Below are 24,816 nucleotides of genomic sequence, written 5' to 3'. Positions count from 1 at the left end.
CCTATACGGTAGCGCCGTTGAATGCCGCCATCGTGGCGGACGCCGTCGGCACCGAGGTCACGCTTTCCGTCGCAACCCTATGGGACAGCAGGTCGCGGGCCTGGGTATGGTGGCCGAAGCGCTCGGCGAGCTCGGCTCGCCGCGCGCGGATCTTGCTCCGCCATTGCTCCTGCTCCGCCAGAACCCGGGTGACCGAGGCGCCGATGGACTCGATCGAGAACGGGTCGAAATAATCGGCGAGTTCGCCCGCGACCTCGCGGAACACGGCGATGTCGGAGCACAGCACCGGCGTGTTCGCCGCCAGCGCCTCGATGATTGGTACGCCGAAGCCCTCGGCGAGGCTCGGCATGATCAGACCATAAGAATCGGCAATCAAGGCGGCCTTCTCGTGTTCCTCGACATAGCCGGAAAAGCGGACATTGGGCGGCGCATTGCGGGTCAGGCTGGGCGCGCCGGTGTAGCCGATCACGACGAGGTCGGCCTGCGGCAATTTGCGGAAGGCGCGGATGACCGCGGCGAGGTTCTTGCGCGGCTCGGCGGAGACGATCACGACGAAGTACGGCCGTCCGCTCGGCGCACCGGTTGCCAGCAGCGCCTGTGCATCGAACCTGGTGCGGGGATAGACCACCCGCGCCGGCAGATGCGCGAACTGCGGCAGCAGGGCGCGGAACCGGCCCAGGCTGTAATTCGAGACGAAGGCGAGCTCATCGGCCTGTTGCAGGCTGGTGAACAGCCGCGACAGGAACAGCCGGGTCGCGACGTCGCTGAGCTTGAGGTCGGTGAGCGGCAGCAGGTCATGCACGACGCAGATCACCTTGGCGCCGCGCTTGCGCTGGATCGCGACCCGCGTCGGCGTGTCGACGAGGATGACGTCGTAGCCGCGCGCATCGACCCGCGGCGGCGGCAGCTGCAGCAGCGCCGAGGTGTCCTGATAGCTGTAGAAGCCGGGCTCGAGCAGGAAGTCGCCGAACAGCTTGAGATGGCGCAAATCGGTCGGGATGTATTCGAGGCCTTCGGCGTGGTTCTCGATCAGGCTGATGCCGGCCGGCAGCAAATGGACCGCGCGCAGGAAGCTGACCGCGAACTCCCGCGAGGTCGCGCCGCGCAGCTTGCCGCGGAACCAGTCGACGGTGCGGCGCAGGCCGCCGCTGCTGCGCATGACAGGCGCATTCATATCGGCCTCGTCGAGGAAACGATAGAGCGCGAGCAGCTCGATCAGCCGCGAGCCGTCAGGCAGCAGCCTTGTGCGCTGCTGGCGCTGGCGCAGCTTGCGGTAGCGGCGCGTGGTCTCGACCAGCAGCGTCAGCTCGTGGCCGTCGCCGGCCAGCGAGCGGATCAGTTCGCGCGTGAAATGGAAGATGCCGCGCTTGTGGTTGGGTTCGCCGAGCGCCTCGCTGACGACCAGGATCTTTGTCATGCGCTTATTTCTCTGAGCTCGAGGTGATGCGGGACGGGCGGATCCAGCGCAACGGTGCTGGTGATGCGGCCGTGGTCGAGATTGACGATGCGGTTGCAGGTCCGGCGCAGCAGCCCCTGGTCGTGCGAGGCGATGATCACGATCGCCGCGGCTTCGACCATCTTGCGCAGCCGCTGCTCGGCCTTGGCCGAGAAATTCTCGTCGACAACGCTGAGCCATTCGTCGAGCAGCAGGATGTCGGCGGGAAAGGCGGTCGCGGTCGCGAACAGCACGCGCATCAGCATGCCCGAGGAGAACATGCGCAGCGGCAGCCGCTGCATCCGTGCCTCCAGTTCCGTGAACGCCCAAATCTCGTCCAGGATCGCCGGCGTCGGCTTGCGGCCGGAGATCCGCAGCAGCAGGTTGATATTGTCGGCGGCGACGAAATCGAGATTGACGCCGGCGCCGAGGCCAAGCAGCGGCACGATGTTGCCGGAAATCTGGACCTCGCCGCTGGTTGCCGGAAACACGCCGGCGATCAGCCGCAGCAAAGTGGACTTGCCGGAGCCGTTCGGCCCGGCGAGACCGATGCGGGCCCCGGCCTTCGCCTCGATCGAGATGTTGTCGACCGCGCGGATGGTGCGCATCTCGCTGCTCTGGCGGAACAGGCGGCCGAGCACGCGGCGCTTCAGCGAAAAGTCGTAGGCGCCGTACAGCGGATAATCGAGGCAGACGTCGCTGAGGTGGATGCTTGCCATGTTGCTAGATCCAGAATGCCGCTTTGCGCAACTGAGCGACCGTCACGATCGCCGCGACCGCGAGCAAAGCAAGGCAGGCCAGCACATAGATCACGCTCGTCATCGCGACATGGCCCGATGCCAGCGGGTCGCGCCAGATTGCGAAGAGATGCGTCAGCGGATTGAGCCGCATCACCGTGGAGCCGCGATCGATCATCTCGGGCGTCCAGATGATCGGCGAAGCCAGGAAGGCCAGCGTCAGCGAGGACTCGATGATTGGCTTGATGTCGCGGTAGCGCGTCGCCAGCGCGCCGAGCACGAGGCTGACGCCGAGCGTGCAGATGACGAACAGCACGAGGCCGGGCAGGGCGGCGATCGCACCGCCAACATCCCGCGGCGTCAGCGCGAGCCACAGGACCAGCGGCACGACCGCGTTGTGGGCCGCGAACAGCGCCTGGCGGAAGGTACATTGCAGCAGGAAGATCACCGGCGGCAGCGCGCGATCCTTGATCAGGCTGGCCGAGCCCTGCAGCGCGGTGGTGGCGTCGAGCACGACGCTGTTGAGGAAGGTCCAGGCGGTGAGGCTCGCCGCCAGCATCGGCAGCCGCGCCACCGCGCTGGCGTTGGAGAGATGGCCGATGACCGAGCCGAGCACGGCCACCATGATCGCCATCTGGATCGACATCCAGAAGGGTCCAAGGAGGGAGCGGACGTAGCGATGGCGGACGTCTGACCAGGCCAGCGCTGCCGCGATCTGGATCGCGCCGACGAGACCGGCCGTTCGGGGGCGCGGGGCTGGGGCTAGTGACCCTGCGTCCTTTGCGGCGGCCTCTTCGGTCACGACCTTGCGGTACACCGTCTCTACTCCCTCCTTGAAGGCTGTGGTTGAGTATTTCGTGATCGCGCGATGCCGCGCGGCCTGGCCCATGCGGCGGCGCCGCTCGGGGTCGTTGATCAGCGTCTCGATGGCGTCGGCGAGCGCGGTGGGATCGCCGGGCGGCACCGTGATGGCCTCGAGGCCGTCGCGGGCGACATGCGGAACGCCGGTGTCGAGCGCGGTGTTGACGATCGGACGGCTCGCCGCCATCGCCTCGAGCTGGGCCAGCCCGAAGGTCTCCGCATTGGTCACCGACGGCATCACGAAGACGTCGGCGATGCGCATCAGCTTGACGCGTTCGCTCTCGGACACCGAGCCGAGCAGGCGGACGCGGTCCTGCAAGCCGTAGTCGCGGATCAGCTGCTCGAGATGGCCGCGCTCACGGCCCTCGCCGACGATCCAGACCTCGAAATTGCGGGCGTGGGCGGCGCGCACCAGTACGTCAAAGCCCTTGTAGGGCACCAGCCGGCCGCAAGCGAGGACGAGGCGGCCGCGGGCGTTGACGTCGTCGGGTTGCGCGGCGGGCCGGTCATACTTCTCGACATCGACGCCGAACGGAACGGCGTGGCACTTGTCGGAAAACTCCTGCAGCAGCGGCGTGGTTTCGATCAGCACCGGATCGGAGACGATGATCGCCGCGGCGCGGCGCAAGGTTCGCCGCATCATCGGCTCGACCAGGAAGCGCAAGGCTGCGTGCGAGACGATGTCGGCGTGCCAGTGCACGACCAGCGGACGCGCGCGGCCGAGCCCGAATGCGAACACGAGGTCGGCCAGCGGGAAGGGCGCGTGCAGCGCCAGCAGATCGTGCTCGGCGATGCGGCGCCACAGCCGCCACGGATAGGTCGGCGCCGCCGGCAGCGACAGCACGTCGCCGAACGAGTGCACGCGCTCGACGGCAACGTCATTGATCACGATCTGCCGCTCGCCGCCGGCGCGCGAGCAGACCAGCACGGCGGCGTCGAACGTGTCCTTCAGGGAGGCGCAGATGTCGCGGATCACCGTCAGCGTGCCGCCGAACAGATCCGGGTAGTAGACCTTGAAGATGTGGAGCACCGACGGACGCCGGGCCGGCGCGTTGAGACCAATCATGGGCGGCTCGATCCGGATCATGCGACGAACAGGGCGACGACGAACGGCAGCGCCAGCGCGGCGGCGAACACCAGCGAGCGCAGCAGCGCCGGAAGCACCGGCTCGATCGGGCCGTAAGGCGCCTGCGGCGTGAAGCAGAAGGGCGCCTGTGGCGTGAAACGGAGGGCGGTGGCGGCGAACCGACCGGGTTCGCGAAACGAACCGGGTTCGCGAAACGAACCGGGTTCGAAAGACGAACCGGGTTCGCAAGACGAACCGGTTTCGTGGGCCGAACGAAGAGACATTGCGTCGGATTCCCTGCTGAATGGATTCTGGATACGTGGGAAAAATTCACACGTCAATCGTGCCGGACTAAAATGTGGGATTATGTCCCACGTATGGCGGTGGATGATTTTTTTAGAAGCAGGGATCGGCACGCATGACGGCGCGATCGCGCCGCGACAGCGCGGGGCGAGTGCGCCGGGTGTGCTAGCGACGTGTCACGCCGGCTCTGCCGTGCTGCCGGCCGTGGATGGCAGCAACTGGCGGCGGATCGCCACGGTGTCGAAATGGATCCGCTCGGGCAGCATCGCGGCTGCGGGCCGCTGCAGATCCTGCTCGATGACGACGCGCTTGCCGCCATCCGATGTCAGCGCGATCGAGATCGAGTTCGCGCGTGGCTCGGCGGTGAGGCCGGCATGCGCGCGGCTGGCATATTCACCGGCGCGCAAGCCGCCGAAGCCGAAGGCGAGCAGGCGGCCATAGATGTACAGCGTCAGCAGATCGGTTTCGCCGAAGCGGCGCGGTGAGCCGGGCGCCACGCCCGGCAGGCACGGATAGCTGCCCGCCATCACCGTCGACACGAATTCCTCGTAGGGAACCTGGGCGATCCGGCAGGCTTCCGCGATCGCAAGGTCGAATCGGGCAGGCGTCATGGAGCGGTCCGTAGCGATGGCGACAGTGCCGGACACCCGGGACATCGGCGCCCGCAGGCCGCGCCGTGTCCGGAGGTTACTTTTGTTTCCCATAAGTGGGAAAATGTCACACGTCAAGTAAGGTGGGATTGTGTCCCACGCAGCGGACGGCTAAAAGTTTAGGCATGAATGCCAAGCCCCCGAAGCCGAAGCCGGGATCGTCCGCGCCGATCGCCGCAGCGAAGCTGCACGCGCCGCTGGCGCGGATGCTGCGCCCGCTGGTGCGGCTTTGCGTCCGCGGCGGCATGACATTTCCGGCGCTGACCCAGCTGTTGCGCGAACTCTACGTCAACGTCGCCGAGCACGACTTCGCGCTCGAGGGCAAGGAGCAGACCGACAGCCGCGTCAGCCTGTTGACCGGCATTCACCGCAAGGAGGTCGCGCGGCTGCGCGGCGCGGGCGCGCCGGTCAATGCGGTGCCGGCGACGCTGTCGCGCACCAGCGCGATCATCGCGCGCTGGCTGGCCGCGCCCGAGTTCACCGACGCCAAGGGCGATCCGCTGCCGTTGCCGCGCACCGCCGATGGCGGCGCGCCGTCGTTCGAGACGCTGGTCGAATCGATCACCAAGGACGTGCGGCCGCGCGCGGTGCTTGACGAATGGCTCGACCGCAAGCTCGTCACCATCAATGACGATGACGAGATCATGCTGGTCGAGGAGGCCTTCGTCCCGCATGGCGACGACGACCGCAAATGGCATTATCTCGGCCGTAATCTGCACGACCATGTCGCCGCCGCCGAGCTGAACGTGTCGTCGGCGACACCGCGCTTCCTCGAACGCGCGGTACATTACGACGGGCTGTCGGCCAAACTGGCAAAACGGCTCGAGGGCCGCTCGCGCGAGCTCGCGATGGAGGCGCTGAAGGTCGCCAACCGCGAGGCCAACCGCGCCTTGGCCAAGGACAAGGGCGGCGACTACCGCTGGAATTTCGGCATCTACATCTATCGCGAGGGTCCGGACGGCCCGGTCGATGACGATGCCGACGAAGGCGGTGCGGCATGAAAAGGCCGCCGGTCATTTCCCGTCGCGCGCTGCTGATCGGCTTCTGGCTCGCCGGAACGTCGCTCGCCGGCGCGCAGGTCAAGAAGCGCGGCAACGATCAGGGCATCGGCGGCACCGGGATCACCGGCTCCGATCAGGGCATCGGTGGCACCGGCATTGTCGGCGTGATCCAGCGGTTCGGTTCGATCTACGTCAATGGCGAGCGCGTTTCCTATGCGGCCGACGTACCGGTCCGGATCGACGGCGAGGCGGCGAGCGCCAAAGCGCTGCGGATCGGACAGCTCGCACGCGTGGTGGCCGAGCGCGATGCCGGCGGTACGCTGTCGACCAGGCGCATCGACGTGGCGAGCGAAGTGACCGGACCGGTCGAGCAGGTGAAATCGGGCGAGCTGATGGTGCTTGGCCAGAGGGTCGCCTGGAGCGGCCGCGAGAACTGGCTGAAGGTCGGCGCGCATGTCGCCGTGTTCGGGCTGCGCCGCACCGACGGTGTCGTCGTCGCAAGCCTGGTGCAGGAGCGTCATGACGCCGCGATGCGCGTCGCAGGACCGCTGGAGCGCGACCGCGCAGGTAGCTTGCGGATCGGCGAGCTCAAGCTCAGCGGCGTCGATGCGGGTTTGGTCGGTCAGCGCGTGCAGGCCGAAGGCAACGTTGCACAGGGCGTGATGCAGGTCTCGCGCAGCCGTGCCGACGACTTCTCCGATCTCACCGGCGCCAAGCGGCTGTTGATCGAGGCCTATGTGCGCCGGGTCGGCAATGAGCTGCAGCTCGGCTCCGGCTTCATCGCGCGCGACCACTCGCGCTTTTCGCCGGCCGCCGATACGCGCGTGGTCGTCAACGCGCAGCTGTCGGGGACGCGCGAGCTGCGTGTCGAGTCGGTGCAATCGGTCACCAGATTCCCGGGCTCGTCGGTGCGGAGCCCCGGCACGCCGGGCCGCGGCTCCGGTGGCGGCGGCTCGGGGCCAGGGGGACATGGATCCGGACCGGGCGGGCGCGGCGCGCCCGGTGGCGGCGGCCCCGGTGGGCCATCTGGTGCGCTCGGCGGCGGACCGCAGGGTGGTGGCGGTCCTGCGCCCGATCCGCTGAATGGTGGAACAACCGGCCCAGGTCCGGGCGGCTTCGGCTCGCCTGGCGGACCATTCGGCCCGGGTGGCGGCGGCGGCGGTGGTCCATTCGGGCCCGGCGGTGGATTCGGTGGCGGCGGGCCGCCCGGCGGCATGGGCGGCGGTGGCCGCCGCTGATCCGACAAAACAAAACCGGCGCGGGCCTGGGCCAGCGCCGGCTTCAGAACGTGCGGAGCGGATTTGGGAGATTAGCCCGCGCTGAGCCGGACGCCGGCGCGGAGGAATTTCTGCGGATCGACCGCTTCGCCGTCGATGCGGGTCTCATAGTGCAGATGCGGACCGGTGGATCGGCCGGTCGAACCGACGGCGCCGATCACCTGGCCGATCTTGACGTATTCACCAACCTTGACGCCGATCTCGGAGAGATGGCCGTAGCGGGTCGAGAGGCCGTTGCCGTGATCGACCTCGACCATGCGGCCGTAGCCGCCGGCCCAGCCCGCCGACACCACTTTGCCGTTGGCGGTGACGCGCACCGGATCGCCCTGCGCGGCGCGGAAGTCGAGCCCGGTGTGCATTGCCGGACGGCCGAGGAAGGGATCGGAGCGAACGCCGAAGCCGCTGGTGAATTCGACCTCGCCGACCACGGGCTTGCGGTACGGCACCAGTGCCAGCGTCTGGTTCAAGCGCTGCATCTGCGCGCGGTTGATGTTGATGCGATAGAGCTGGCGCTCGAACGCGCCGGCGTCGGGCGCGAGCTTCACCGGCACATAAGGGCCGCCCATGCCGGAGCGCGGTGTCGCGGCTTCGAGCTGCGCCATGTTGAGTCCGAGATCGGAGATCACACCGCGCATCCGGCGCACCCGCGATTCGATGCCGTCCTCGACCGAGGAGAGCGCGGCGACCTGGCGCCGCTCGACCTGGTCGAGCGAGGTTTGCAGACGGACCAGGACGTTATCGACGCCCTGGGCCTTGGCGAACTGGTTCGGCTGCGCCTTGGCGATCAGCGGCGCGCGCGATTCCAGCCGCGCCTCGCGATCCGGCGGCGCCACGAAGATCACGGTGTCGCTGATCGGGGAGGGCTTTGGCGTGCCGGATGACGGCGCGGCGTCGGCGCGGCCCTGCGGCCTGATCGATCCGGTGGTCGCAACATCAGGCATCGCGCCGAGCGCGGTGGCGCGCGATTCCAGCGCCGACTGCCGCTTCATGATCTGGTCGAGCTTCTGGTCGAATTGCTCCTGGTCGAGCAGCTGGCGGCTGGTGGTGCGATCGACCTTGGCGCGCAGCTCCGAGATGCGGTCCTCATAGGCGTATTGCATCTCGGCCTGGCGCGCGATCAGCCGGGTCAGGACGTCGTCACGGAACGCGAAATAGGTTGCGGTCGCCGCCGACCACATGCCGAGCAGGACCACGGTGCCGACCGCGATCCAGAACACCACCGGTCCGAACCGGACCTGCTTGCCGGCATGGACCAGCGTATAGCCCTCGCCGGAGCCGGCAACGGCAGCCGCCGGTGCGGCATGCTGGGCCACGGGACGGCGCGCCGGCGTCCGGCCATGGTCCTGAGGGTGATGGTGTTTCTGGTATTCCTGGTGATGACCGGACCGGCTCGACATCGGTACTCCCGCGGCCGGTCGGACCAAGCTCCGTACGGCTAATTTGCGGGGCCGATTTGAGCCCGCCATGGTTAATTTTCAGGAAACGGAACCCGCCGGTCAGAGCGATCGGGCGGCCTCCAATACCGCTTCGGCATGACCGTCGACCTTCACGTGACGCCAGATGCGGGCGACTTTTCCGCTGGAATCGACCAGAACCGTGGTGCGAATAATTCCCATGAAAGTCCTGCCATACATGGATTTTTCGCCCCAGGCGCCATACGCCTCCAGCATCTGATGGGCCGGGTCCGAGCCCAACGGCACCGACAGCTGGTGTTTGTTTCGAAATGACTCCTGCGCCTTAACCGTATCGGCGGAAATGCCGACCACCTCGGCCCCCGCCGCGGCGAACTCATTCTTGAGGCGGGTGAAGTCGATCGCCTCCCTTGTGCAGCCGGGGGTGTCGGCGCGGGGATAGAAGAACAGCACCAGCTTCTTGCCGGCAAAATCCCTCAGCGAAACGCTGCCTCCGCCGTCGCGCGGCAGGTCAAACGTTGGCGCCGCGGCGCCCTCGGTGAGTGTGACGGCGGACGACTTGGTCACGGTCGCGGCCGGCTCAGACCTTAACGGTTTCGATGTGGTCTTGTGCGAGGCTTTGCCTCGAACACCCGCTGCGGTCTTTGTGGTGGTCTTGGCCTTCACCTTTGTTGCTTTCTTGGCCGCCGCCTTCTTCGCAACCGTTGTGCGGGTTTTCATCGCGGACTTCCCAGTGCTTGCGCTTGCGGCGCGCGCAACCTTTGTTGCGACCCGCTTTCCGGTTGTGTTGGAGGATTTCTTGCGCGTTTTCTTGGACATACGCCTTCCTTTCGTCGCTTTCCGAAGCTCAACCATTGGGGTATTGCGGGTCTCATTCGCATCGGCCGGATTCGCATCGGCCGCTGGGCAAGTTTGATGGCCACGGAGTATGGTGACAAGGAATTCGACGCGTTACCCGTCCGCTTGCTGAATTGGCTTTTTGATTGGTTGGTTTGGTCCGTTCCGGGGCCATCGGCGAGTAACATGATTAGGCGAGGATAGGCGGCGATGCCGGCAAGGGAGCGCTCGATAACAGTCGACGGGCGCCCCGATGGCGGCGATCAGCTTCGCCGTCAGCACCGAGAGGCAATGGCAAGGAACAAGTCGCCGCAGGGTCCAAATCCGCGCGCCGGGACTGACTTCTCGCAATGGGAAGACGACGCCGCGTGGGACGAGCAGGATGAGGCGGCGGGCAACCGTGCGCGGCAATTGCTGGCGCGTTCCAACACCAACCTGCATCGTTTCAGCGATTTCTGCTCTGGCATGCAGCGCTGGCTGCATCGCGAGCGCTGGATCCGTCGCATCGGACTGGTCCTCGCGGTGCTGGTCGTGATGTTCGCGACCTGCTTCGGAGCATTGTGGTGGCGGCTCGGCGCCGGTCCGATCAATCTCGATCTGGCGACGCCATGGCTTGCCGCGGCGATCGAGGAGAATATCGGCCACGGCAACACGGTCGAGGTCGGTGGAACGCAGATCGAGCGCGCCGGCAGGGTCAGGATCGCGGTGCGCATCCGTGACATCATCGTCCGCGACCGCGACCACGTGGTCGTTGCCAGCGCGCCGAAAGCCGAAGTGCGCTTGTCCGGAACGGCATTGCTGATGGGCCAGTTGCGGGCGGAGAGCCTCAATCTGGTCGATGCGGAATTGTCGGTGCGCATCACGCCCGACGGCAATGTCACCGTGTCCGCCGGCGACACCGCAAAACCGCTCGCCACCGGCGTTGCATCCAAGCGGGAGGCGGGGCTGCCGCCGACATTCCCGCGGCCGACAACCGCTGCACCGCCGCCGCCGGTTGCCTTGCCTCCGGTTGCCTCCGGACCCGCTGCGGCCGCACCCGATTCGGCCCAGAGCGGGCTGCTCGCCGGCCTCGACTGGCTCGACAGCCTCAGCATGACCGGCCTCGACGGTCAGAACCTCAACGAGATCGGCCTCAAGAACGGCAATCTCGTCGTCGACGACCAGCAGCGCGGCAACAAATGGAGCTTTGAGAATATCAGCCTGAGCCTGCGGCGCCCGAGCGGCGGCGGAGTTGCGCTCAGCTTCGGCGAGGACGGCGCAAAGCCTTGGTCGGTCCGCGTCCTGGTTGGACCACAGCAGAACGGCGTGCGCTCGGTCGACATCAAGGCAGACAAGGTCTCCACCCGCAACATCCTGCTCGCGATGAGGACCAAGGATCTCACCTACACCGCCGACCTGCCGCTGTCGGGCGAGATGAAGGGCGAGCTCGGCCGCGACGGCCTGCCGACCTATTTCCGCGGCAAGATCAATGTCGGCGCCGGCAACATCATCGACACCGACACGCCCGACTATCCGATGCCGGTCGATTCGGCCGAGATGAGCGTCGAATGGGATTCGGGGCGCCGCGTGCTGCTGGCGCCGATCAAGATCGTCTCGGGCACCAACCGCATCACGCTGCTCGGCCATCTCGAGCCACCGAACGACAACGTCACCGACTGGCAGGCGGGCCTGTCCGGGGGCACCATCGTGCTCGCCGGCGCCGACAAGGACGAACCGCCGCTGATCTTCAATCGCATCAACATCGGTCTCCGGTTCGACACCGAGAAGAAGCGGGTGCTGCTGACCCAGGCCGATATCAGCAATGGCGAGATCGGGGTCGCCGGCACCGGCAGCATCGACTATTCGGGCGAGCCGCGGTTGCAACTCGGCTTCGCCGGCACGCCGATGTCGGCCTCCGCCCTGAAGCGGATGTGGCCGATCATCATCGTGCCCGAGGTGCGCGAATGGGTGCTCGAGCGGATCGACCGCGGCACGCTCCAGCGCATCGATGTCGGCGTCAATTCGCCGGTCCATAATCTGTCGCGCAAGGGACCGCCGATCCCGGATGACGGCCTCGCGGTCAACATCGTCGCCTCGGGTGTCACGGTGCGCCCGGTGGATCAGATGCCCGCGGTGCATGATGCGGATCTGAAGGCCAGGGTGACCGGCCGCACTGCGACCGTGACCATCAACCAGGGCATTGCCGACACGCCGGCGGGCCGCAAGATCACGCTGTCGGATTTCAGCTTCGAGGTGCCGGACATGGCGCCGAAGCCGTCGCCGTCGAAGGTCAAGTTCCGGGTCGACTGTCCGGTGCCGGCCGCCGCCGAGATCCTCGCATCCGATCGGCTCAGCGATCTCTCCGGTCCACCGATCGATCCCAACGCCAGCAAGGGCAACGTCACGGCCACGATCAATCTCGGCATGCCGGTGACGGGCGGGCTGACCAAGGCCGACACGCAATATTCCGTCACCGCCGACATCTCCGGCGTTGCCGTCGACAAGCTGGTGATGAACCAGAAGCTCGAGGCCAACACGCTGAAGGTGATTGCGAGCAATGCCGGCTTCCAGGTCAAGGGCGACGTCAAGATCAACGGGCAGGCGGCCTCGCTCGACTACCGCAAGCCGGCCGACGGCGATGCCGACGTCAAGCTGCAGGCGACGCTGGATGACGCGAGCCGCGCACGGCTCGGGCTTGATCTCGGCCCCGCAGTGTCCGGCGCGATCCCGATCAAGCTGAGCGGCAAGATCGGTAGTGGCGACAATCCCACCACCAAGATGGGCGTCGAGGCCGACCTGACCCAGCTCAAGCTCGACAACATTCTGCCTGGATGGGTCAAGGCGCAGGGCAGGGCCGGCAAGGCGACCTTCAACGTGGTGCCGAAGGGGCAGTCGACGCGGTTCGAGGATATCTCGATCGACGGCAGCGGCGTCTCGATCAAGGGCGCGCTCGAGGTCGACCAGAACGGCGACCTGATGAATGCGAACTTCCCGACCTATGCGCCGTCGGACGGCGACAAGACATCGTTGCGGGCCGATCGCGGTCCTGACGGCGTGATCAAGGTGACGATGCGTGGCGACGTGTTCGATGGTCGCGGCTTCCTGAAATCGGCGATCTCCGGCCGCGACAGCGATCCCAAGAACAAGGCCAAGACCACCGATTTCGACGTCGACCTGAAGCTCGGCGCAGTGGCGGGCTTCAACGGCGAGGCGCTGCGCGGCGTCGACGCCAAGGTCTCGCGTCGCAACGGGTACTTCAAGACGTTCACGCTGAGCGGCAGGGTTGGCCGCGATACCCCGGTCAGCGCCGACTTGCGGCGCCAGCAGGCGCGCGAGGTGATCTACCTGCAGACCGCTGACGCCGGCGCGTTCCTGCGCTTCATCGACACCTATTCGAAGGTGATCGGCGGCCAGCTGATGCTTGCAATGGAGCCGCCGATTCCCGATCCGGGCCCGAGGGAAGGACTGCTCAATATCACCGGCTTCTCGGTGAAGGGCGAAACCCAGCTCGACCGCGCCGTCGCCGGCGGGCCGGTCAGCACCCAGAACGGCATCGGGTTCGACGCGTTGCGCGCCGAGTTCACGCGCCAGAGCGGCCAGCTTTCGATCCGCAACGGCGTGGTCAAGGGACCGAGCATCGGCGCGACCATCGAAGGCAGCATCGATTATCTCGGCAACCAGGTGCGGATGAACGGTACCTTCATTCCGATGTACGGCTTGAACAACATGTTCGGCCAGATCCCGTTCTTCGGGATTTTCCTCGGCGCCGGCAGCAACGAAGGCCTGATCGGCGTGACCTATGAAGTGGTCGGCACGCCCAGCCAGCCGGTGCTGCGCGTCAACCCGATCTCGGCACTGGCGCCCGGCCTGACGCGCAAGATCTTCGAGTTCAAGCAGTACGGCCCGAACGATCTGCCGACGACGAACAACTAGCGCGTCGGCAGATTGCCTCGGCCGCCGAGGGCCCGGACGAGATTGCCGGGCATGACTGACTGATCATCCATCGTGACGAGCGTGATGGCGCAGTGGACGTGCGGTTGATTGTCGCATGCCCGTAACAGTCCGCCCGCAGATTGCGCGCGCCGACCACCGACATGGCGGGCGGCTATGCGCCCCTCGTTTTCTAAAAATCTGACATTGGGAGAAAAGCAATGATCGCCAAAGGATTGCGCCCGCCTGTTGGGTTTCCGTTGTCTCGCTCGGTTCTTGCGTTAACGCTGCTCGCCTCAACGGCGCTCGCCAGCAGTCTCGCGCGCGCCGACGGCGACGACGTGCATTTCCGGCCGGGTCATCTGTTGTTGAGCCGTGCGGTGTTCGTCAACAACGCCGTCACCATCACGCCCGGCGTGACACAATTGCCGCCGAACTGCGTGTCGCCGAATTGCGTGACCGCTACGGCGGACGGCACCTATCCGACGGTGTTCAACAACGACGGTGTCGACGGCTCGTTCGGCCTGACTGCGAAGATCTTGCTCGACGAACTGCGTCTCGACGGCAGACATGTGCAGTCGCTCGAGGTCCCGAACAGCGCCCAGCGCGGCGTTTCCCGAAGCAAGGACCAGATGGTCACCAGCTTCTCGTCAAAATCCGAGCTGGCGCTCAATCTGTCGCTGGATCACCGCAGCGTGACCTTCATGGGCTATCTCGCCCCGATCGGCACTCTCGACGTGTCGAACTCCAATACGCCTGACGTCATCGATCCGAGCAATCCGGTGCCCGGCGCCTATTATCGCCTGGTCGCTGAAGTCGACGAGAACGGTCGCTTCCACTTCACCAAGGTGAATGGCTATAGCGGCAACAACGGCCGCGCTGCGGTCTTCAACGATTGGCATGGCGCCGGTGTGTTCTACACGGCCGGCAATGCGGGCAATGGCGGCAATCCGCAGCCTGCGGGGGTTATCACGGGCGCCGGCATGCAGATCGCGAGAGAGGCCGACGCGCCGCTCGCTCGCCAAGCTGATCCGGGCGGACCTTTCCCGCTCGGCAGCTTCAACATCACCGAGCTCGGCCAGAAAGCCGACAAGATCGGCAAGGACACCAATTTCCGCGGCCTCACCGTGTTCAACAACGTGATCTACACGACCAAGGGCAGCGGCGGCAACGGAATCAACACGGTGTACTTCATCGACACCACCGGCAACGCCGCCAACGGCAGCCCGAAGGCGTGCCCGAACGGCGTCGGCGTGCCGGCTCCGTCTGCGTCGCTGCCGACGACGCAGATCTTCTACGATGGTTCGAAGTTGGCGGGGCAGGGCGTCACGCCCTATAACATGTGCGTGCTGAGCGGTTTCCCGACTGCGCTCAAGAGCACAACTTCGTTCCCGTTCGGCATCTGGTTCGCCGACGCGAACACGCTCTACGTCGCCGACGAAGGCAACGGCACCGCGACATTCGACCCGACATCGAACAGCTATACCGCCGCCAAGGCGCAGACATCAGCCGGATTGCAGAAGTGGGTGTTCGACAGCACTGCCGGCGCGTGGAAGCAGGCCTACACCCTGCAGGCGGGACTTGATCTCGGTGTGCCCTACACGGTGCAGGGCTATCCGACCGGCAACAACGCCGCGACCGGCAAGCCGTGGTCGCCGGCGACCGACGGCCTGCGCAACATCACCGGCCGCGTCAATCGCGACGGCAGCGTGTCGATCTGGGCGATCACCTCCACGGTGAGCGGCAGCGGCGACCAGGGTGCCGATCCGAACAAGCTCGTGATGATCACCGACAAGCTTTCCGCGGCCACGCTGCCGGCCGGCGAACGTTTTGTCACGCTGCGGACCGCGAACTCCGGCGAGGCGCTGCGTGGCGTGTCGTTCACGCCGGGCACCGGCGATGGCCGGGAGGAAGCTCATGACCGCGGCTCCTGCGGCCGTGACCACCGCAGCGACGATTGCCGCGACACCGACTGAACGAGAGACGTCGCAACCTTCGGCTTCTCCCCACGTGCCTGTGGGGAGAGGCTGTCGACCAGCCAAGTTCATGAGCCCTCGGCTCAGCGCCGCAGTGCTGGCACCACCAGGAACGGGATCAGGCTGAGCACGACGTTGACGAGCGCGAAGGCGATCAGCGGGTTGTAGCTGTGGGTCCAGTCATGGATCAGGCCGCCACCCCAGGCGCCGAGCCGAGGCCGCTGCCGATCATGATCGTGCCGTAGATGGTACCGACGCGCTCACCCGGAATATCTTCAGCGCGGTGGCAGTGATCAGCGGGCCGCGCGAGCCGATCATGCTGCCGAAGCAGACGATGAAGCCGGTCAGCAGCCAGTAGTTCGGATACCACTGCAACAACACAATCGCATTGATGTTATTGGCTAATCATCTGCATTTTTAGACTGACGGCTATCCCATCTGCCAAAAACGCCAGCGCCATTTAGACGGCACATCCCCGAAAACCCATTTGGCCCGGCCGTCCGATTCGTCGTACAATAAATATTTGATTGGATGCGGGCGATGGTGCAGGAGCGGCCAGTCCGGGTCGAGCGCAGGTTGTCGGCGATATTGGCCGCCGACGTAGCGGGCTATTCGCGGCTCATGCATGGCGACGAAGAGGGGACGCATGCCAAACTGGCGGCGCTCTTGGCGGATGCCGTCGATCCGGCGATTGCCGAACATCGTGGCCGCATCGTGAAGAGCACTGGCGACGGGTTTTTGGCGGAGTTTCCGAGCGCGGTCGAAGCGGTTCGCGCTGCCATGCAGTTCCAGGTCCGCATCAAGGAAATCACAAGCGGCGAAGCCGAGGACAAGCGCATTGCCTTTCGCGTGGGCGTCAATATTGGCGACGTAATCATCGAGGCCCACGACATCTTTGGAGATGACGTCAACATCGCCGCGCGGCTTGAGAGCATCGCAGAACCCGGTGGCATCTGTATTTCTCAGGCAGTCCTCAATCACTCACGCGACAAGGTGCCCTTCAACGTTGAGGATGCGGGCGAGCAAACTCTGAAGAATATCGCGCGGCCGGTTCACGTTTACCGTATCACGATCGATCCCGGCGGGTGGCCTGCGACGTCCAAAGGTGAGGTCTCGGCGCTCGCGTTGCCCGACAAGCCGTCGATCGCCGTCCTGCCGTTTCAGAACATGAGCGGTGACCCCGAGCAGGAGTATTTCGCCGACGGCATGGTGGAAGAAATCATTACGACGCTATCGCGCGTGCGCCAGCTGTTCGTGATAGCCCGCAATTCGAGTTTCACCTACAAGGGCCGCGCTGTGGACATAAAGCAGGTCGGACGTGAACTTGGAGTGCGTTACGTGCTCGAAGGCAGCGTGCGCAAGTCGGCAAACCGAGTCCGCATAACTGGGCAGCTCATCAATGCAGCGACTGGAGCGCATCTTTGGGCCGACCACTTCGACGGCGCGCTCGACGATATATTCGACCTGCAGGATAGGGTGGCCGTCGAGGTCTGCGGCATCATTGGGACAGCGCTGGAAGCCGCAGAGCAGCGCCGGTCTCTTCGAAAGCCGACCGATGATCTTACTGCCTATGACTTATATCTTCGCGCATTGGCGGAGGCCCAATCGTGGGAAAAGGTCCGGATATTGCGCGCGCTTGATCTGCTCAAGCAAGCACTTGATCGCGACCCCAACTATGGCCCCGCTCTCGCGCTGGCAGCAACCTGCCATGCTAATCTCTACGTCAACAACTGGACCGATGATCTGGAGTTGACGCGCCGGGAGGGCTTTGATCTTGCTCGACGGGTGCTCCTGATCGTTGACGATCCATCCCTTGTTGCAAGAGGCGCCTACGCTCTCGCTCAGTTCGGTGACGACCTCGCCACGGCCACCACGTTGATCGATCGAGCCCTGCATCTCAACCCGAGCTTCGCTTACGGATGGATATGGAGCGGCTGGGTCAGACTTTTTGCGGGAAAACCCGAGCTCGCAATCGAGCATTTCAAGACTGCCATTCGCCTCAGCCCGCGGGAAGGCACTGCCGGGGCAGGAGCTCACGTCGGCATAGGTATCGGGCACCTTTTCGCTCGACGTTTTGAGGAAGCCGAAGCGATGTTGCTTCTTGCCTTGCGAGAAAGACCGAGCTGGGCGCCGACATATCGCTTTCTTGCGTCCTGCTATGCTCACATGGGGCGCCTTGACGAGGCACGATCCATTGTCAAAAGGCTGCGCGACATTACGCCGGTCGTGGTGCCAGGTGCTACGCACTGGCGCGACCCTGGGTATCGAGAGTTCTACCTGCAAGGCTTACGCTTGGCCGCCGACCAACCGGAGTGACTTGCGTTCGGACAAGGCGTTCCAAGGAAGGATTACACCGCTCTCGGGCAGTGTCGCCCTTGGGTCACAAGGCGATGTCCCTGACGTCAGGTCGCGTGTCCGCTTCGCCCCTGAAAGCGGGCGTCCTAGTTTATGAGTTCGCACGCTGGTCATCGCGGGAATTGCTCTCAAAATAAAAACGCGCTGTGTACATCCGACGGCGCGTCCGGGCACGAACCGGCGTTGTTCGCGCTATGAAGCCAATAACGTTCGTCAGCGCCGCAGCGCCGGCACGCCGCGGAATATCTTCAGTGCGGTCGCGGTGATCAGCGGGCCGCGCGAGCCGATCATGCTGCCGAAGCAGATCACAAAGCCGGTCAGCAGCCAGTAGTTTGGATACCACTGCAACAACACAATCGCATTGATGTTATTGGCTAATCATCGGCATTTATAGACTGACGGCTATCCCATCTGCCAAAAACGCTAGTGTCCCGAATCCGAAGTTCGTATCATTCGCCGCACCTTCGGAGCGAACTTCGGATTCGAAAAGGACACTAGCAAACTTATGATTCTAGTGTGCTTTATGAATGCGAAGTTCGTGAAAGCGGCTGCCGCGAAATCGCACGAACTTCGCATTCAGCACGCTAGCGCCATTTAGACGGCACGTCCGCATTATCGTCAGAAGCGGACAAGTCTCCGGCCGGGCGTCCCTTCCTCGGGGGCCGGCCGGAGTGCTGGGGCATCAGTTGTTTGCGTCGGCGCGCGCGTGCCGGATGACCTGATGCTCCTCGCTGGTGAGCTGCACGGGCCCCACCTTGAAGGTGAGCTTGTCGAGCTTGCCGGTGAGCCGGAAGGGAACCTGATAGTCCTTGTCGTCAATGGGGGTACGGGTATCGACACCCACGTCGAAGGTTTCGTCAATTGACATGATGAAAGGAAGGGTGCGCGGGACTTTGCTGGTCGCAGCTTCCTTATCGTCCACCTTCAGGACGCCCGTGCCGCCCTTGCCGAAGCCAGGTCCATCGTATTTGAAGTCGAACACGATGGTGTGCTTGCCCGGCGTGAGCGCGTCCTTGCCTTCCCAGCGGAAGCGCTCGAGGTCGGCGAAGTTATAGACGAAAACCGGCTTGCCCTTGAGCAGATACAGGCCATAGCCACCGAAACGGCCGCCGAGGGTGACGATCATCCCTTCGTTGCTGTCCTGTGAGCCAGTACGCCCAACGGTAGTGCCCGCGCTTGGAATGTCGAGCTCCGCGGTGATCGTAAAGGACCTGTTCAGGATGCTGGGTGCATCGCTTGTGGGGATACCCGACAACTCACCCGAGTAGGTGAAAGTGTTCCGACCGGCGGTCGCGCTTGGCCTTGGCGCTATGATGCGCGCAAGGACCGAGTTGTCCAGCGGAAACACATTGTACTTCGTCGCCTCTACCATGAACAGCTCCTGCATCTCGCGCAGCTTGTCTGGCATCTTGGCGGCGAGGTCGTTGCTCTCCGAGTAATCCTCGGCGATGTTGTAGAGTTCCCACTTGTAGCCATTGACCACGTCCTCCGGCAGCTTGGCGGTGCCCAGGAGCCAAGGCGGCGCAGGCGGCGTTGTCGCTGCGATCCAGCCATCGTGATAGATCGCGCGGTTGGCGAACATCTCGAAATACTGCGTCGTCCGCGCGGACGCCACGTTGGCGCTCGACTTGTCGAAGGTGTAGGTCATGCTGACACCTTCAATCGGCTTCTGCGCGATGCCGTTGACCATCACTGGTGCGGGAATGCCGGTTGCCTCAAGGATGGTCGGCACGATGTCGATCATGTGGTGGAACTGGGTGCGGATGCCGCCGGCATCCTTGATCCGGTTCGGCCAGCAGATCGCCATGCCTTGGCGGGTGCCGCCGAAGTGCGACGCGACCTGCTTCGTCCACTTGAATGGCGTGTCGAAGGCCCATGACCAGGCCACGGCCATGTGCGGATAGGTCGCTGCCGAGCCCCAGGCGTCGTATGCCTTCAACTGCTCGGCAATGGGGAGGTCCAATATGCCGTTGTACGCGGTATATTGGTTTGGCGTCCCCCGCGTCGTGCCTTCCGGACTCGTGCCGTTGTCACCGCTGATATAGATGATCAGCGTGTTGTCGAGCTTGCCTTCGTCCTGGACTTCCTGGATCACGCGGCCGATCTCGTGGTCGGTGTAGGCGACGTAGGCGGCGAACACCTCAGCTTGACGCGCGAACAACTTCTGCTCGTCGGCCGTCAAAGTGTCCCACTTTTGCAGGACATCCGGCCAGGCGGTGAGCTGCGTGTTCTCGGGGATGACGCCAAGCCGCTTTTGATTGGCGAAAATCTGGTCGCGCAGGGCGTTCCAGCCCAAGTCGAACTTGCCCTTGAACTTGTCGATCCATTCCTTGGTCGGCTGATGCGGCGAATGGGTGCCGCCCGGCACGTAATAGACCAAGAACGGCTGATCGGGCGCGGCGGCATTGAGCTGTCGCATGTGGGCGATCGCTTCGTCCGCCATGTCCGTCGTCAGATTGTAGCCGGGCTTGCCGACCCAGGGGAAAACCTGGGTGGTGTTCCGGAACAGGTACGGCGTCCACTGGTCGGTCTCGCCGCCCATGAAGCCGTAGAAGTAGTCGAAGCCCATGCCGACGGGCCACTGATCAAAGGGACCGGCCGCACTGTACTGATAGCTCGGCGTGTTGTGGTTCTTGCCGAACCAGGAGGTGGCGTAGCCGTTCTGCTTCAGGATCGTGCCGATGGTGGCGCTCTCCGGTCCGAGAACGCTGTCGTAACCCGGATAACCGGTCGCTTGCTCCGAGATGATGCCAAACCCCACCGAGTGGTGGTTGCGGCCGGTGATCAGCGCCGCCCGGGTCGGCGAGCATAGGGCTGTAGAGTGAAACTGGGTGTAGCGCAGGCCCATCTGCGCGATGCGATCCATCGCAGGTGTCGGGACGACGCCGCCAAAGGTTCCCGAAACTCCATAGCCCTGGTCGTCAGTCATGATCAGGAGCACGTTGGGCGCGCCCTGCGGCGGCACCACTCGGGCGGGCCAGTACGGTTTGGACTGACTGGCCTGCAGGTTGATGTCGCCGCCGAACTTCGGCGGTGGCGGCGGAAGGTACTTTCCATCAATCGTCGTGGTGGCGCCGGGCGAACCCGGCGTGCCGGTGGTCTGCGCAAGGCTGGTCGTCCCCATCGTGCAACACAGCAAAAAAGCGGCGGTCAGTGCGGTGCCACTAAGCAGCGAGTTGTGGCGGTTTAGTAAGTGGCTTTCTGGCTCTAAGCTGTCGTCGTCGTGACGGGTACGGGTCATGGGAAGCTCCCCCTTGGAAACGTCAGAACCCTGTGGATGCCTACCCGAGCCACCATGCCGCAACGCTTCTATTGATCTAGATCAAAGGATGACCGTTTTGGGGTCACGTGTGGACGGCGCCCTCGCCAATCAGTGTTGCCGATCTAGCCGCCGGTCTGCCTCATGCTGCCAGCAACAGTTTCGGCTCGTTGTGTCTCTCGTTGAGGACCATGATGGTCCGAGCCATTCTCGCAGTCTTGTCGGCGAGTGCCACGGCCGTCACTTTCATCGGTCGGCGCTCCATCAATCGGCCAAGCCACGGTCGCTTCCCGGTTCCGTGCCTGCGCGCGTCGCGGCAACCGTTGATTCAGATCAAGTTCGAGTTTCGTGGTTAGGAGTGACCTGTTGCTAACCTTGCGGACACCGGTAGCGTATTGACCATTCTAGGAGAGGTTCATGAAAGCCCTCAGTCCGTTGGTGCTGTTAACACTTCTCCTCACGCAATCCGCCTCGACAGAGGCTGCGGATTTGAACGGAGCTTGGACCGATGACGCCTCGGCCTGCAGTCAAATCTTTACCAAAGAGAACAACAAACTTGCGTTCAAGCAAGATGCTGATCTCCACGCCGGCGGTTTAATTGTCCACGGAAAGCAAATAACCGGCACATTTCAAAAATGCACTGTCAAATCGTTGCGCGATGACGGGACGAATCTGCAAGTGACTGCTTCGTGCTCGGACGGCGTCGCGGTTTCAGACGTGCCATTTGACGTGAAAATCACCGGAGAGAATAGCATCACACTCAGCTCCAAGAAGCCGGTGCCAATGGAAACGCAGTATGTTCGCTGCTCGATGTGACGTCCGCGCGGGGAAGAAAAGCCCACCAGACTTTATGTGGTGAACTTTAGATTCACGTGACTGGGCCGTGAACTCATTAGTCTGCCGCGCTGACGAAGCGCCAGAGGCCGGTGTGCCCCGATAGCCGACGTATTGTTGCAGAGCAACGAAATGACGCGATGGTCCAAATTCGGACATCCCAGCACAACGCGCATCTTGATCAATTCGAAAAGCCGCTGCAGCAGGTCGCGACGACCGCGATAGCAGCCGGGGCTTGTTCAGGCCGGCAACCCCGATCATGCGAATGGCTTAGGGACTGAGCGGCGTGAGGGCGTTGCGGAGTGGCGCGCTGGAAATTTGCATCAAACCTGCAAATGGCTGACCCAGTTCCAGGACTAGGTAGATCGCCCCGGCGGCCGACAGTGCAAAAACGAACAGCGAGACGAAAACGGTTGCGCTGGGTTTGGCAAACAGGCCGAAGCTTCCAAAGATGATGGTGAGCCAGAAAATCAGCACCACCAGGAACGGCATAGGGATCGAGTTGTTCGTCTGTGCAAACAGCTGCAGGCGGGTTTGCGCAATGTCGGTGGTGATCTGTATGGCCCTGGCTTGCAGGGAGCGCTGGGAATCGTTCTGCGGCGGAAGCTGCTGAAGCTTCGCAAAGAATGTCTCGCTTGCGACGCTCGCCTCGAAGGGGTTGGTCTTGGCAACCTCCGAACTTTTCTCGCGCCACATTCGATCAGCCAAGGTAATGATACTGCGCCTTAATAGATTGCGTACGTTGTTCGTCTCCGGTCCGTACTGCGCCAGCAGATTGTCGAGCAGGACAACATTGCTCGTCATCTGCGTGACTTGAGTGCTCTGCGTGTCGTAGGATCCCTTCGCCGAAGCGATAAGCAGGCCGAGGACAAGCGCGGCTATCGTCCCGATGAGACCCGTGCCCAGCCTGACCACATCCTTGTCATCTGTGCTCAGGTGATGCCCAGGAAGGAACATACCGAGCAGGGCGCCGCCTGAGATGCATATAAACGTGATGCACGATAACGCGATTGCATTCATGATTCACCAGTGTGTCGCGAGGCAGCGGCCGTCTCTCTGCCGGTCATCTCGTTTTAGGCCGTAGCTTCAAGTTCGTTCGCCTGCGCGCAGCCTCGGTCTCTGCCGCGTATCGTTATCGGGGCATCCCGATGCGTCGTGGCCTGTCAGTACACCCTGCGCCGAACAACGGGCGCCCGCGGCGCGACAACTGCACCGGCAGGACGGACGACCGGCGCTCTCACCACGGGCGCCGTCGTCACGACGGCAGCCCCGCCGGCGGCGACGCAGCCTGCGCGAACCACCCCACGAGCGCAAACGACGGCGCCCGCTTCCATCGTGCTAAGGGCGATGAGGCTTCCTGCCAGCAATACGAGAATCATCGGATGTTTCATGACGGCTCTCCTTGGGTTGTTATTCTGCGGTTCTGATCGCGGTGCCGCGGCGTGTCGCGACTCAGCGGTGTGTCGCCTGCGCCGCGGAGGCAACTGCGGGTCTCTTGCCGATCAATGTGCGTCGATCGTGAATCAAGCTCTCCAGCCGGTGAGCTGCCACGGTCAGTGTGGCATCATCCACCGCGCTCTCGTCTCCGGCAGCAGATTTGGCACGTTCCGCCCTTAGAATGCCGTCGATTTCCTCTTCGATATCCGACAGTTCAGCCTCAGCCTCGACTTTCCGGATCCGACGCGCCAGGGCATAGAGAGAATCCAGCGGTCCTTCGGGCGCGCGGTTGCCGATGCCGAGGAATTTCCACGCCGCCGCGAGCATGGTGAAGGCGCCGCCCAGCACCATCGGCGTCAAATAGATCCAATTGCCGTACTCATCCATGAAGCTCTGCGTGGTGCTGTTGTAAACGGCTGCCGCTCCAGGGTGCAGCGGAAGGTAGGCATCCTGGTCGGTGCTGGGTGCGGTTATCTGGGCGAAAATCGGCTGCTCGCGCAGAAGATCCCTGCGTACGCGCATAATCGCCTGCGTGAGGCGGGTTACCAGATCAGTGCCGAGTTTCTTGTGCGCAACCAAGTATAGCGAGGTCCTCAAAGTCGTCAGATCGTCTTCCGGAACCGGCGGCGCCCCCCGCAGCGTGCCCTTCGGGACGTCGAAACTTTCAAAGGCACGATCGGCCTCTGCAATTGCAGCCGCGGACTCGATGGGGATCAGCACCGGCATCTTTTTATGGTCGAGCTGAAAAAATCCGCGAACGAGCGAGAGGTATTTTTCGGCGAGCGGGATCGTGACAAGCAGCGCACTGACCTGTTTTGACTGAACGGCCTGCCGGACATCCGTCAAAGCAAGGTTCTTAAACGTAACTCTTGCGCTCGCAAGATCGTATTCCTTGGTCAACGCATCGACAATTTTGGCGTTCGCCACTCCGCCGACTACGCCGACCGTGCGTCCCTTCAGGTTGTCCATGCTGTCGATAGACGATCCAGGCGGCACGATGATCAGTATGACCAGATGGCTAACGACGACAACGGCCTGCGCCTGCGACAAGTCACCAACATCGCCGCGAACCACGGCGAGATCGACCTTACCCGCCGAGAAGGCGTTAGCGGCCTCAAGCGCGGTGCCGCTGTCGACGACCTTGAGCCGCACCGGCGCGTTCGTCGAAATGAACTCGCCTGCTATTGCCGACATTGCCTTGACAGCCTCGCCGTCGACCGAGCCGACCGCCACGGTCAGCGTTACCGGACGAGTGAAGTACCGATAGCCAAGGAGACCTGCGCCTGCCGCAAAGACGACGACGCCGATAAGCAGAAAAAAGCGAAGCCAGACAGGCAGTTTTGTCGACATTGTGCTCGTCACTCCAGCTCATTAGCCCTTTCGGTCCGAAGCTACGGCGGTGTCTACACGGGCCTCAAAAAAAACTCTCAAAGTTGTTGTTATTCGCGTAGCACTCTCATTTGGCGC

Annotated in this window: 17 protein-coding genes and 1 pseudogene; 6 read left to right on the top strand and 12 right to left on the bottom strand. The window is 63.9% G+C overall.

Annotated features, from left to right (window positions below; genetic code table 11):
- Window position 1: 1 nt before the first annotated feature.
- The 5 genes from ACE10Z_RS25845 to ACE10Z_RS25825 all read right to left on the bottom strand — a co-directional run bounded on the left by ACE10Z_RS25845 (window position 2) and on the right by ACE10Z_RS25825 (window position 5,013).
- Complete coding sequence (locus tag ACE10Z_RS25845; protein ID WP_375783280.1) at window positions 2-1,417, bottom strand: glycosyltransferase family 4 protein; 1,416 nt, start codon at window positions 1,415-1,417, stop codon at window positions 2-4.
- Window positions 1,414-2,154: an ABC transporter ATP-binding protein gene (locus ACE10Z_RS25840; protein WP_375783279.1), complete on the bottom strand. Its 741-nt coding sequence runs from the start codon at window positions 2,152-2,154 to the stop codon at window positions 1,414-1,416. Before ACE10Z_RS25840 ends, ACE10Z_RS25845 begins: the two co-directional genes overlap by 4 nt.
- Before the next feature lie 4 nt (window positions 2,155-2,158).
- Window positions 2,159-4,099 carry a glycosyltransferase gene (locus ACE10Z_RS25835; protein WP_375783278.1) on the bottom strand — a complete coding sequence of 647 codons (1,941 nt, stop codon included), beginning with the start codon at window positions 4,097-4,099 and terminating at the stop codon, window positions 2,159-2,161.
- Between the two features lie 17 nt (window positions 4,100-4,116).
- Window positions 4,117-4,383: a hypothetical protein gene (locus tag ACE10Z_RS25830; RefSeq protein ID WP_375783277.1), complete on the bottom strand. Its 267-nt coding sequence runs from the start codon at window positions 4,381-4,383 to the stop codon at window positions 4,117-4,119.
- A 195-nt stretch (window positions 4,384-4,578) separates the two neighbouring features.
- Window positions 4,579-5,013, bottom strand: coding sequence for a hypothetical protein (locus ACE10Z_RS25825; RefSeq protein WP_375783276.1), 435 nt, complete (start codon window positions 5,011-5,013; stop codon window positions 4,579-4,581).
- A gap of 164 nt (window positions 5,014-5,177) precedes the next feature.
- Here ACE10Z_RS25825 and ACE10Z_RS25820 point away from each other — a divergent pair, with 164 nt between their 5' ends.
- Both ACE10Z_RS25820 and ACE10Z_RS25815 read left to right on the top strand, forming a co-directional pair.
- Window positions 5,178-6,053 carry a DUF6502 family protein gene (locus tag ACE10Z_RS25820; protein ID WP_375783275.1) on the top strand — a complete coding sequence of 292 codons (876 nt, stop codon included), beginning with the start codon at window positions 5,178-5,180 and terminating at the stop codon, window positions 6,051-6,053.
- On the top strand, window positions 6,050-7,291 hold the full coding sequence (locus tag ACE10Z_RS25815; RefSeq protein ID WP_375783274.1) for a DUF5666 domain-containing protein: 1,242 nt from the start codon (window positions 6,050-6,052) through the stop codon (window positions 7,289-7,291). Before ACE10Z_RS25820 ends, ACE10Z_RS25815 begins: the two co-directional genes overlap by 4 nt.
- 71 nt (window positions 7,292-7,362) lie before the next feature.
- Here the strand turns inward: ACE10Z_RS25815 and ACE10Z_RS25810 are convergent, their stop codons facing one another.
- Together ACE10Z_RS25810 and ACE10Z_RS25805 are read right to left on the bottom strand one after the other, a co-directional pair.
- Complete coding sequence (locus ACE10Z_RS25810; protein ID WP_375783273.1) at window positions 7,363-8,727, bottom strand: peptidoglycan DD-metalloendopeptidase family protein; 1,365 nt, start codon at window positions 8,725-8,727, stop codon at window positions 7,363-7,365.
- 99 nt (window positions 8,728-8,826) lie between these two features.
- Window positions 8,827-9,561 (bottom strand): peroxiredoxin, encoded by a 735-nt coding sequence (locus ACE10Z_RS25805; RefSeq protein ID WP_375783272.1) that lies wholly within the window; start codon window positions 9,559-9,561, stop codon window positions 8,827-8,829.
- Window positions 9,562-9,789: 228 nt separating this feature from the next.
- Between ACE10Z_RS25805 and ACE10Z_RS25800 the strand changes: the two genes are divergently transcribed.
- Together ACE10Z_RS25800 and ACE10Z_RS25795 are read left to right on the top strand one after the other, a co-directional pair.
- A complete protein-coding gene (locus ACE10Z_RS25800; protein ID WP_375783271.1) occupies window positions 9,790-13,491 on the top strand; it encodes a DUF3971 domain-containing protein in 3,702 nt (1,233 codons plus the stop codon).
- A 218-nt stretch (window positions 13,492-13,709) separates the two neighbouring features.
- Window positions 13,710-15,464 (top strand): hypothetical protein, encoded by a 1,755-nt coding sequence (locus tag ACE10Z_RS25795; protein ID WP_375783270.1) that lies wholly within the window; start codon window positions 13,710-13,712, stop codon window positions 15,462-15,464.
- 83 nt (window positions 15,465-15,547) lie between these two features.
- Here ACE10Z_RS25795 and ACE10Z_RS25790 read toward each other — a convergent pair.
- Window positions 15,548-15,842, bottom strand: a pseudogene (locus tag ACE10Z_RS25790) (MFS transporter); the annotation flags it as partial.
- A gap of 162 nt (window positions 15,843-16,004) precedes the next feature.
- Between ACE10Z_RS25790 and ACE10Z_RS25785 the strand changes: the two are divergent.
- The gene (locus ACE10Z_RS25785) at window positions 16,005-17,780 is read left to right on the top strand and encodes an adenylate/guanylate cyclase domain-containing protein (protein ID WP_375783269.1); all 1,776 of its coding nucleotides are present in this window, start codon (window positions 16,005-16,007) and stop codon (window positions 17,778-17,780) included.
- A 252-nt stretch (window positions 17,781-18,032) separates the two neighbouring features.
- On the opposite strand, the gene ACE10Z_RS25780 is transcribed toward ACE10Z_RS25785, so the two are convergent.
- The gene (locus ACE10Z_RS25780; protein WP_375790118.1) at window positions 18,033-18,167 is read right to left on the bottom strand and encodes a hypothetical protein; all 135 of its coding nucleotides are present in this window, start codon (window positions 18,165-18,167) and stop codon (window positions 18,033-18,035) included.
- Window positions 18,168-18,501: 334 nt separating this feature from the next.
- Window positions 18,502-20,943: an arylsulfatase gene (locus ACE10Z_RS25775; protein ID WP_375789921.1), complete on the bottom strand. Its 2,442-nt coding sequence runs from the start codon at window positions 20,941-20,943 to the stop codon at window positions 18,502-18,504.
- A 552-nt stretch (window positions 20,944-21,495) separates the two neighbouring features.
- Between ACE10Z_RS25775 and ACE10Z_RS25770 the strand changes: the two genes are divergently transcribed.
- A complete protein-coding gene (locus ACE10Z_RS25770; RefSeq protein ID WP_375783268.1) occupies window positions 21,496-21,894 on the top strand; it encodes a hypothetical protein in 399 nt (132 codons plus the stop codon).
- A 288-nt stretch (window positions 21,895-22,182) separates the two neighbouring features.
- Here the strand turns inward: ACE10Z_RS25770 and ACE10Z_RS25765 are convergent, their stop codons facing one another.
- The gene (locus ACE10Z_RS25765) at window positions 22,183-22,932 is read right to left on the bottom strand and encodes a DUF4239 domain-containing protein (RefSeq protein WP_375783267.1); all 750 of its coding nucleotides are present in this window, start codon (window positions 22,930-22,932) and stop codon (window positions 22,183-22,185) included.
- 432 nt (window positions 22,933-23,364) lie between these two features.
- Complete coding sequence (locus ACE10Z_RS25760) at window positions 23,365-24,699, bottom strand: TAXI family TRAP transporter solute-binding subunit (RefSeq protein WP_375783266.1); 1,335 nt, start codon at window positions 24,697-24,699, stop codon at window positions 23,365-23,367.
- Window positions 24,700-24,816 lie beyond the last annotated feature (117 nt).

This window comes from Bradyrhizobium sp. Pha-3 (assembly GCF_042258615.1).
Lineage (GTDB): Bacteria > Pseudomonadota > Alphaproteobacteria > Rhizobiales > Xanthobacteraceae > Bradyrhizobium.
This window is presented reverse-complemented; position numbering and strand designations above follow the sequence as displayed.

What these genes read in the sequence shown, in the direction of transcription:
- ACE10Z_RS25845 (WP_375783280.1), bottom strand. Translation starts at nt 1,417, where the DNA reads ATGACAAAGATCCTGGTCGTCAGCGAGGCGCTCGGCGAACCCAACCAC.
- ACE10Z_RS25830 (WP_375783277.1), bottom strand. Translation starts at nt 4,383, where the DNA reads ATGTCTCTTCGTTCGGCCCACGAAACCGGTTCGTCTTGCGAACCCGGT.
- ACE10Z_RS25810 (WP_375783273.1), bottom strand. Translation starts at nt 8,727, where the DNA reads ATGTCGAGCCGGTCCGGTCATCACCAGGAATACCAGAAACACCATCAC.
- ACE10Z_RS25815 (WP_375783274.1), top strand. Translation starts at nt 6,050, where the DNA reads ATGAAAAGGCCGCCGGTCATTTCCCGTCGCGCGCTGCTGATCGGCTTC.
- ACE10Z_RS25800 (WP_375783271.1), top strand. Translation starts at nt 9,790, where the DNA reads ATGCCGGCAAGGGAGCGCTCGATAACAGTCGACGGGCGCCCCGATGGC.
- ACE10Z_RS25785 (WP_375783269.1), top strand. Translation starts at nt 16,005, where the DNA reads ATGGTGCAGGAGCGGCCAGTCCGGGTCGAGCGCAGGTTGTCGGCGATA.
- ACE10Z_RS25825 (WP_375783276.1), bottom strand. Translation starts at nt 5,013, where the DNA reads ATGACGCCTGCCCGATTCGACCTTGCGATCGCGGAAGCCTGCCGGATC.
- ACE10Z_RS25760 (WP_375783266.1), bottom strand. Translation starts at nt 24,699, where the DNA reads ATGTCGACAAAACTGCCTGTCTGGCTTCGCTTTTTTCTGCTTATCGGC.
- ACE10Z_RS25840 (WP_375783279.1), bottom strand. Translation starts at nt 2,154, where the DNA reads ATGGCAAGCATCCACCTCAGCGACGTCTGCCTCGATTATCCGCTGTAC.
- ACE10Z_RS25775 (WP_375789921.1), bottom strand. Translation starts at nt 20,943, where the DNA reads ATGGGGACGACCAGCCTTGCGCAGACCACCGGCACGCCGGGTTCGCCC.
- ACE10Z_RS25795 (WP_375783270.1), top strand. Translation starts at nt 13,710, where the DNA reads ATGATCGCCAAAGGATTGCGCCCGCCTGTTGGGTTTCCGTTGTCTCGC.
- ACE10Z_RS25820 (WP_375783275.1), top strand. Translation starts at nt 5,178, where the DNA reads ATGAATGCCAAGCCCCCGAAGCCGAAGCCGGGATCGTCCGCGCCGATC.
- ACE10Z_RS25770 (WP_375783268.1), top strand. Translation starts at nt 21,496, where the DNA reads ATGAAAGCCCTCAGTCCGTTGGTGCTGTTAACACTTCTCCTCACGCAA.
- ACE10Z_RS25805 (WP_375783272.1), bottom strand. Translation starts at nt 9,561, where the DNA reads ATGTCCAAGAAAACGCGCAAGAAATCCTCCAACACAACCGGAAAGCGG.
- ACE10Z_RS25835 (WP_375783278.1), bottom strand. Translation starts at nt 4,099, where the DNA reads ATGATTGGTCTCAACGCGCCGGCCCGGCGTCCGTCGGTGCTCCACATC.
- ACE10Z_RS25765 (WP_375783267.1), bottom strand. Translation starts at nt 22,932, where the DNA reads ATGAATGCAATCGCGTTATCGTGCATCACGTTTATATGCATCTCAGGC.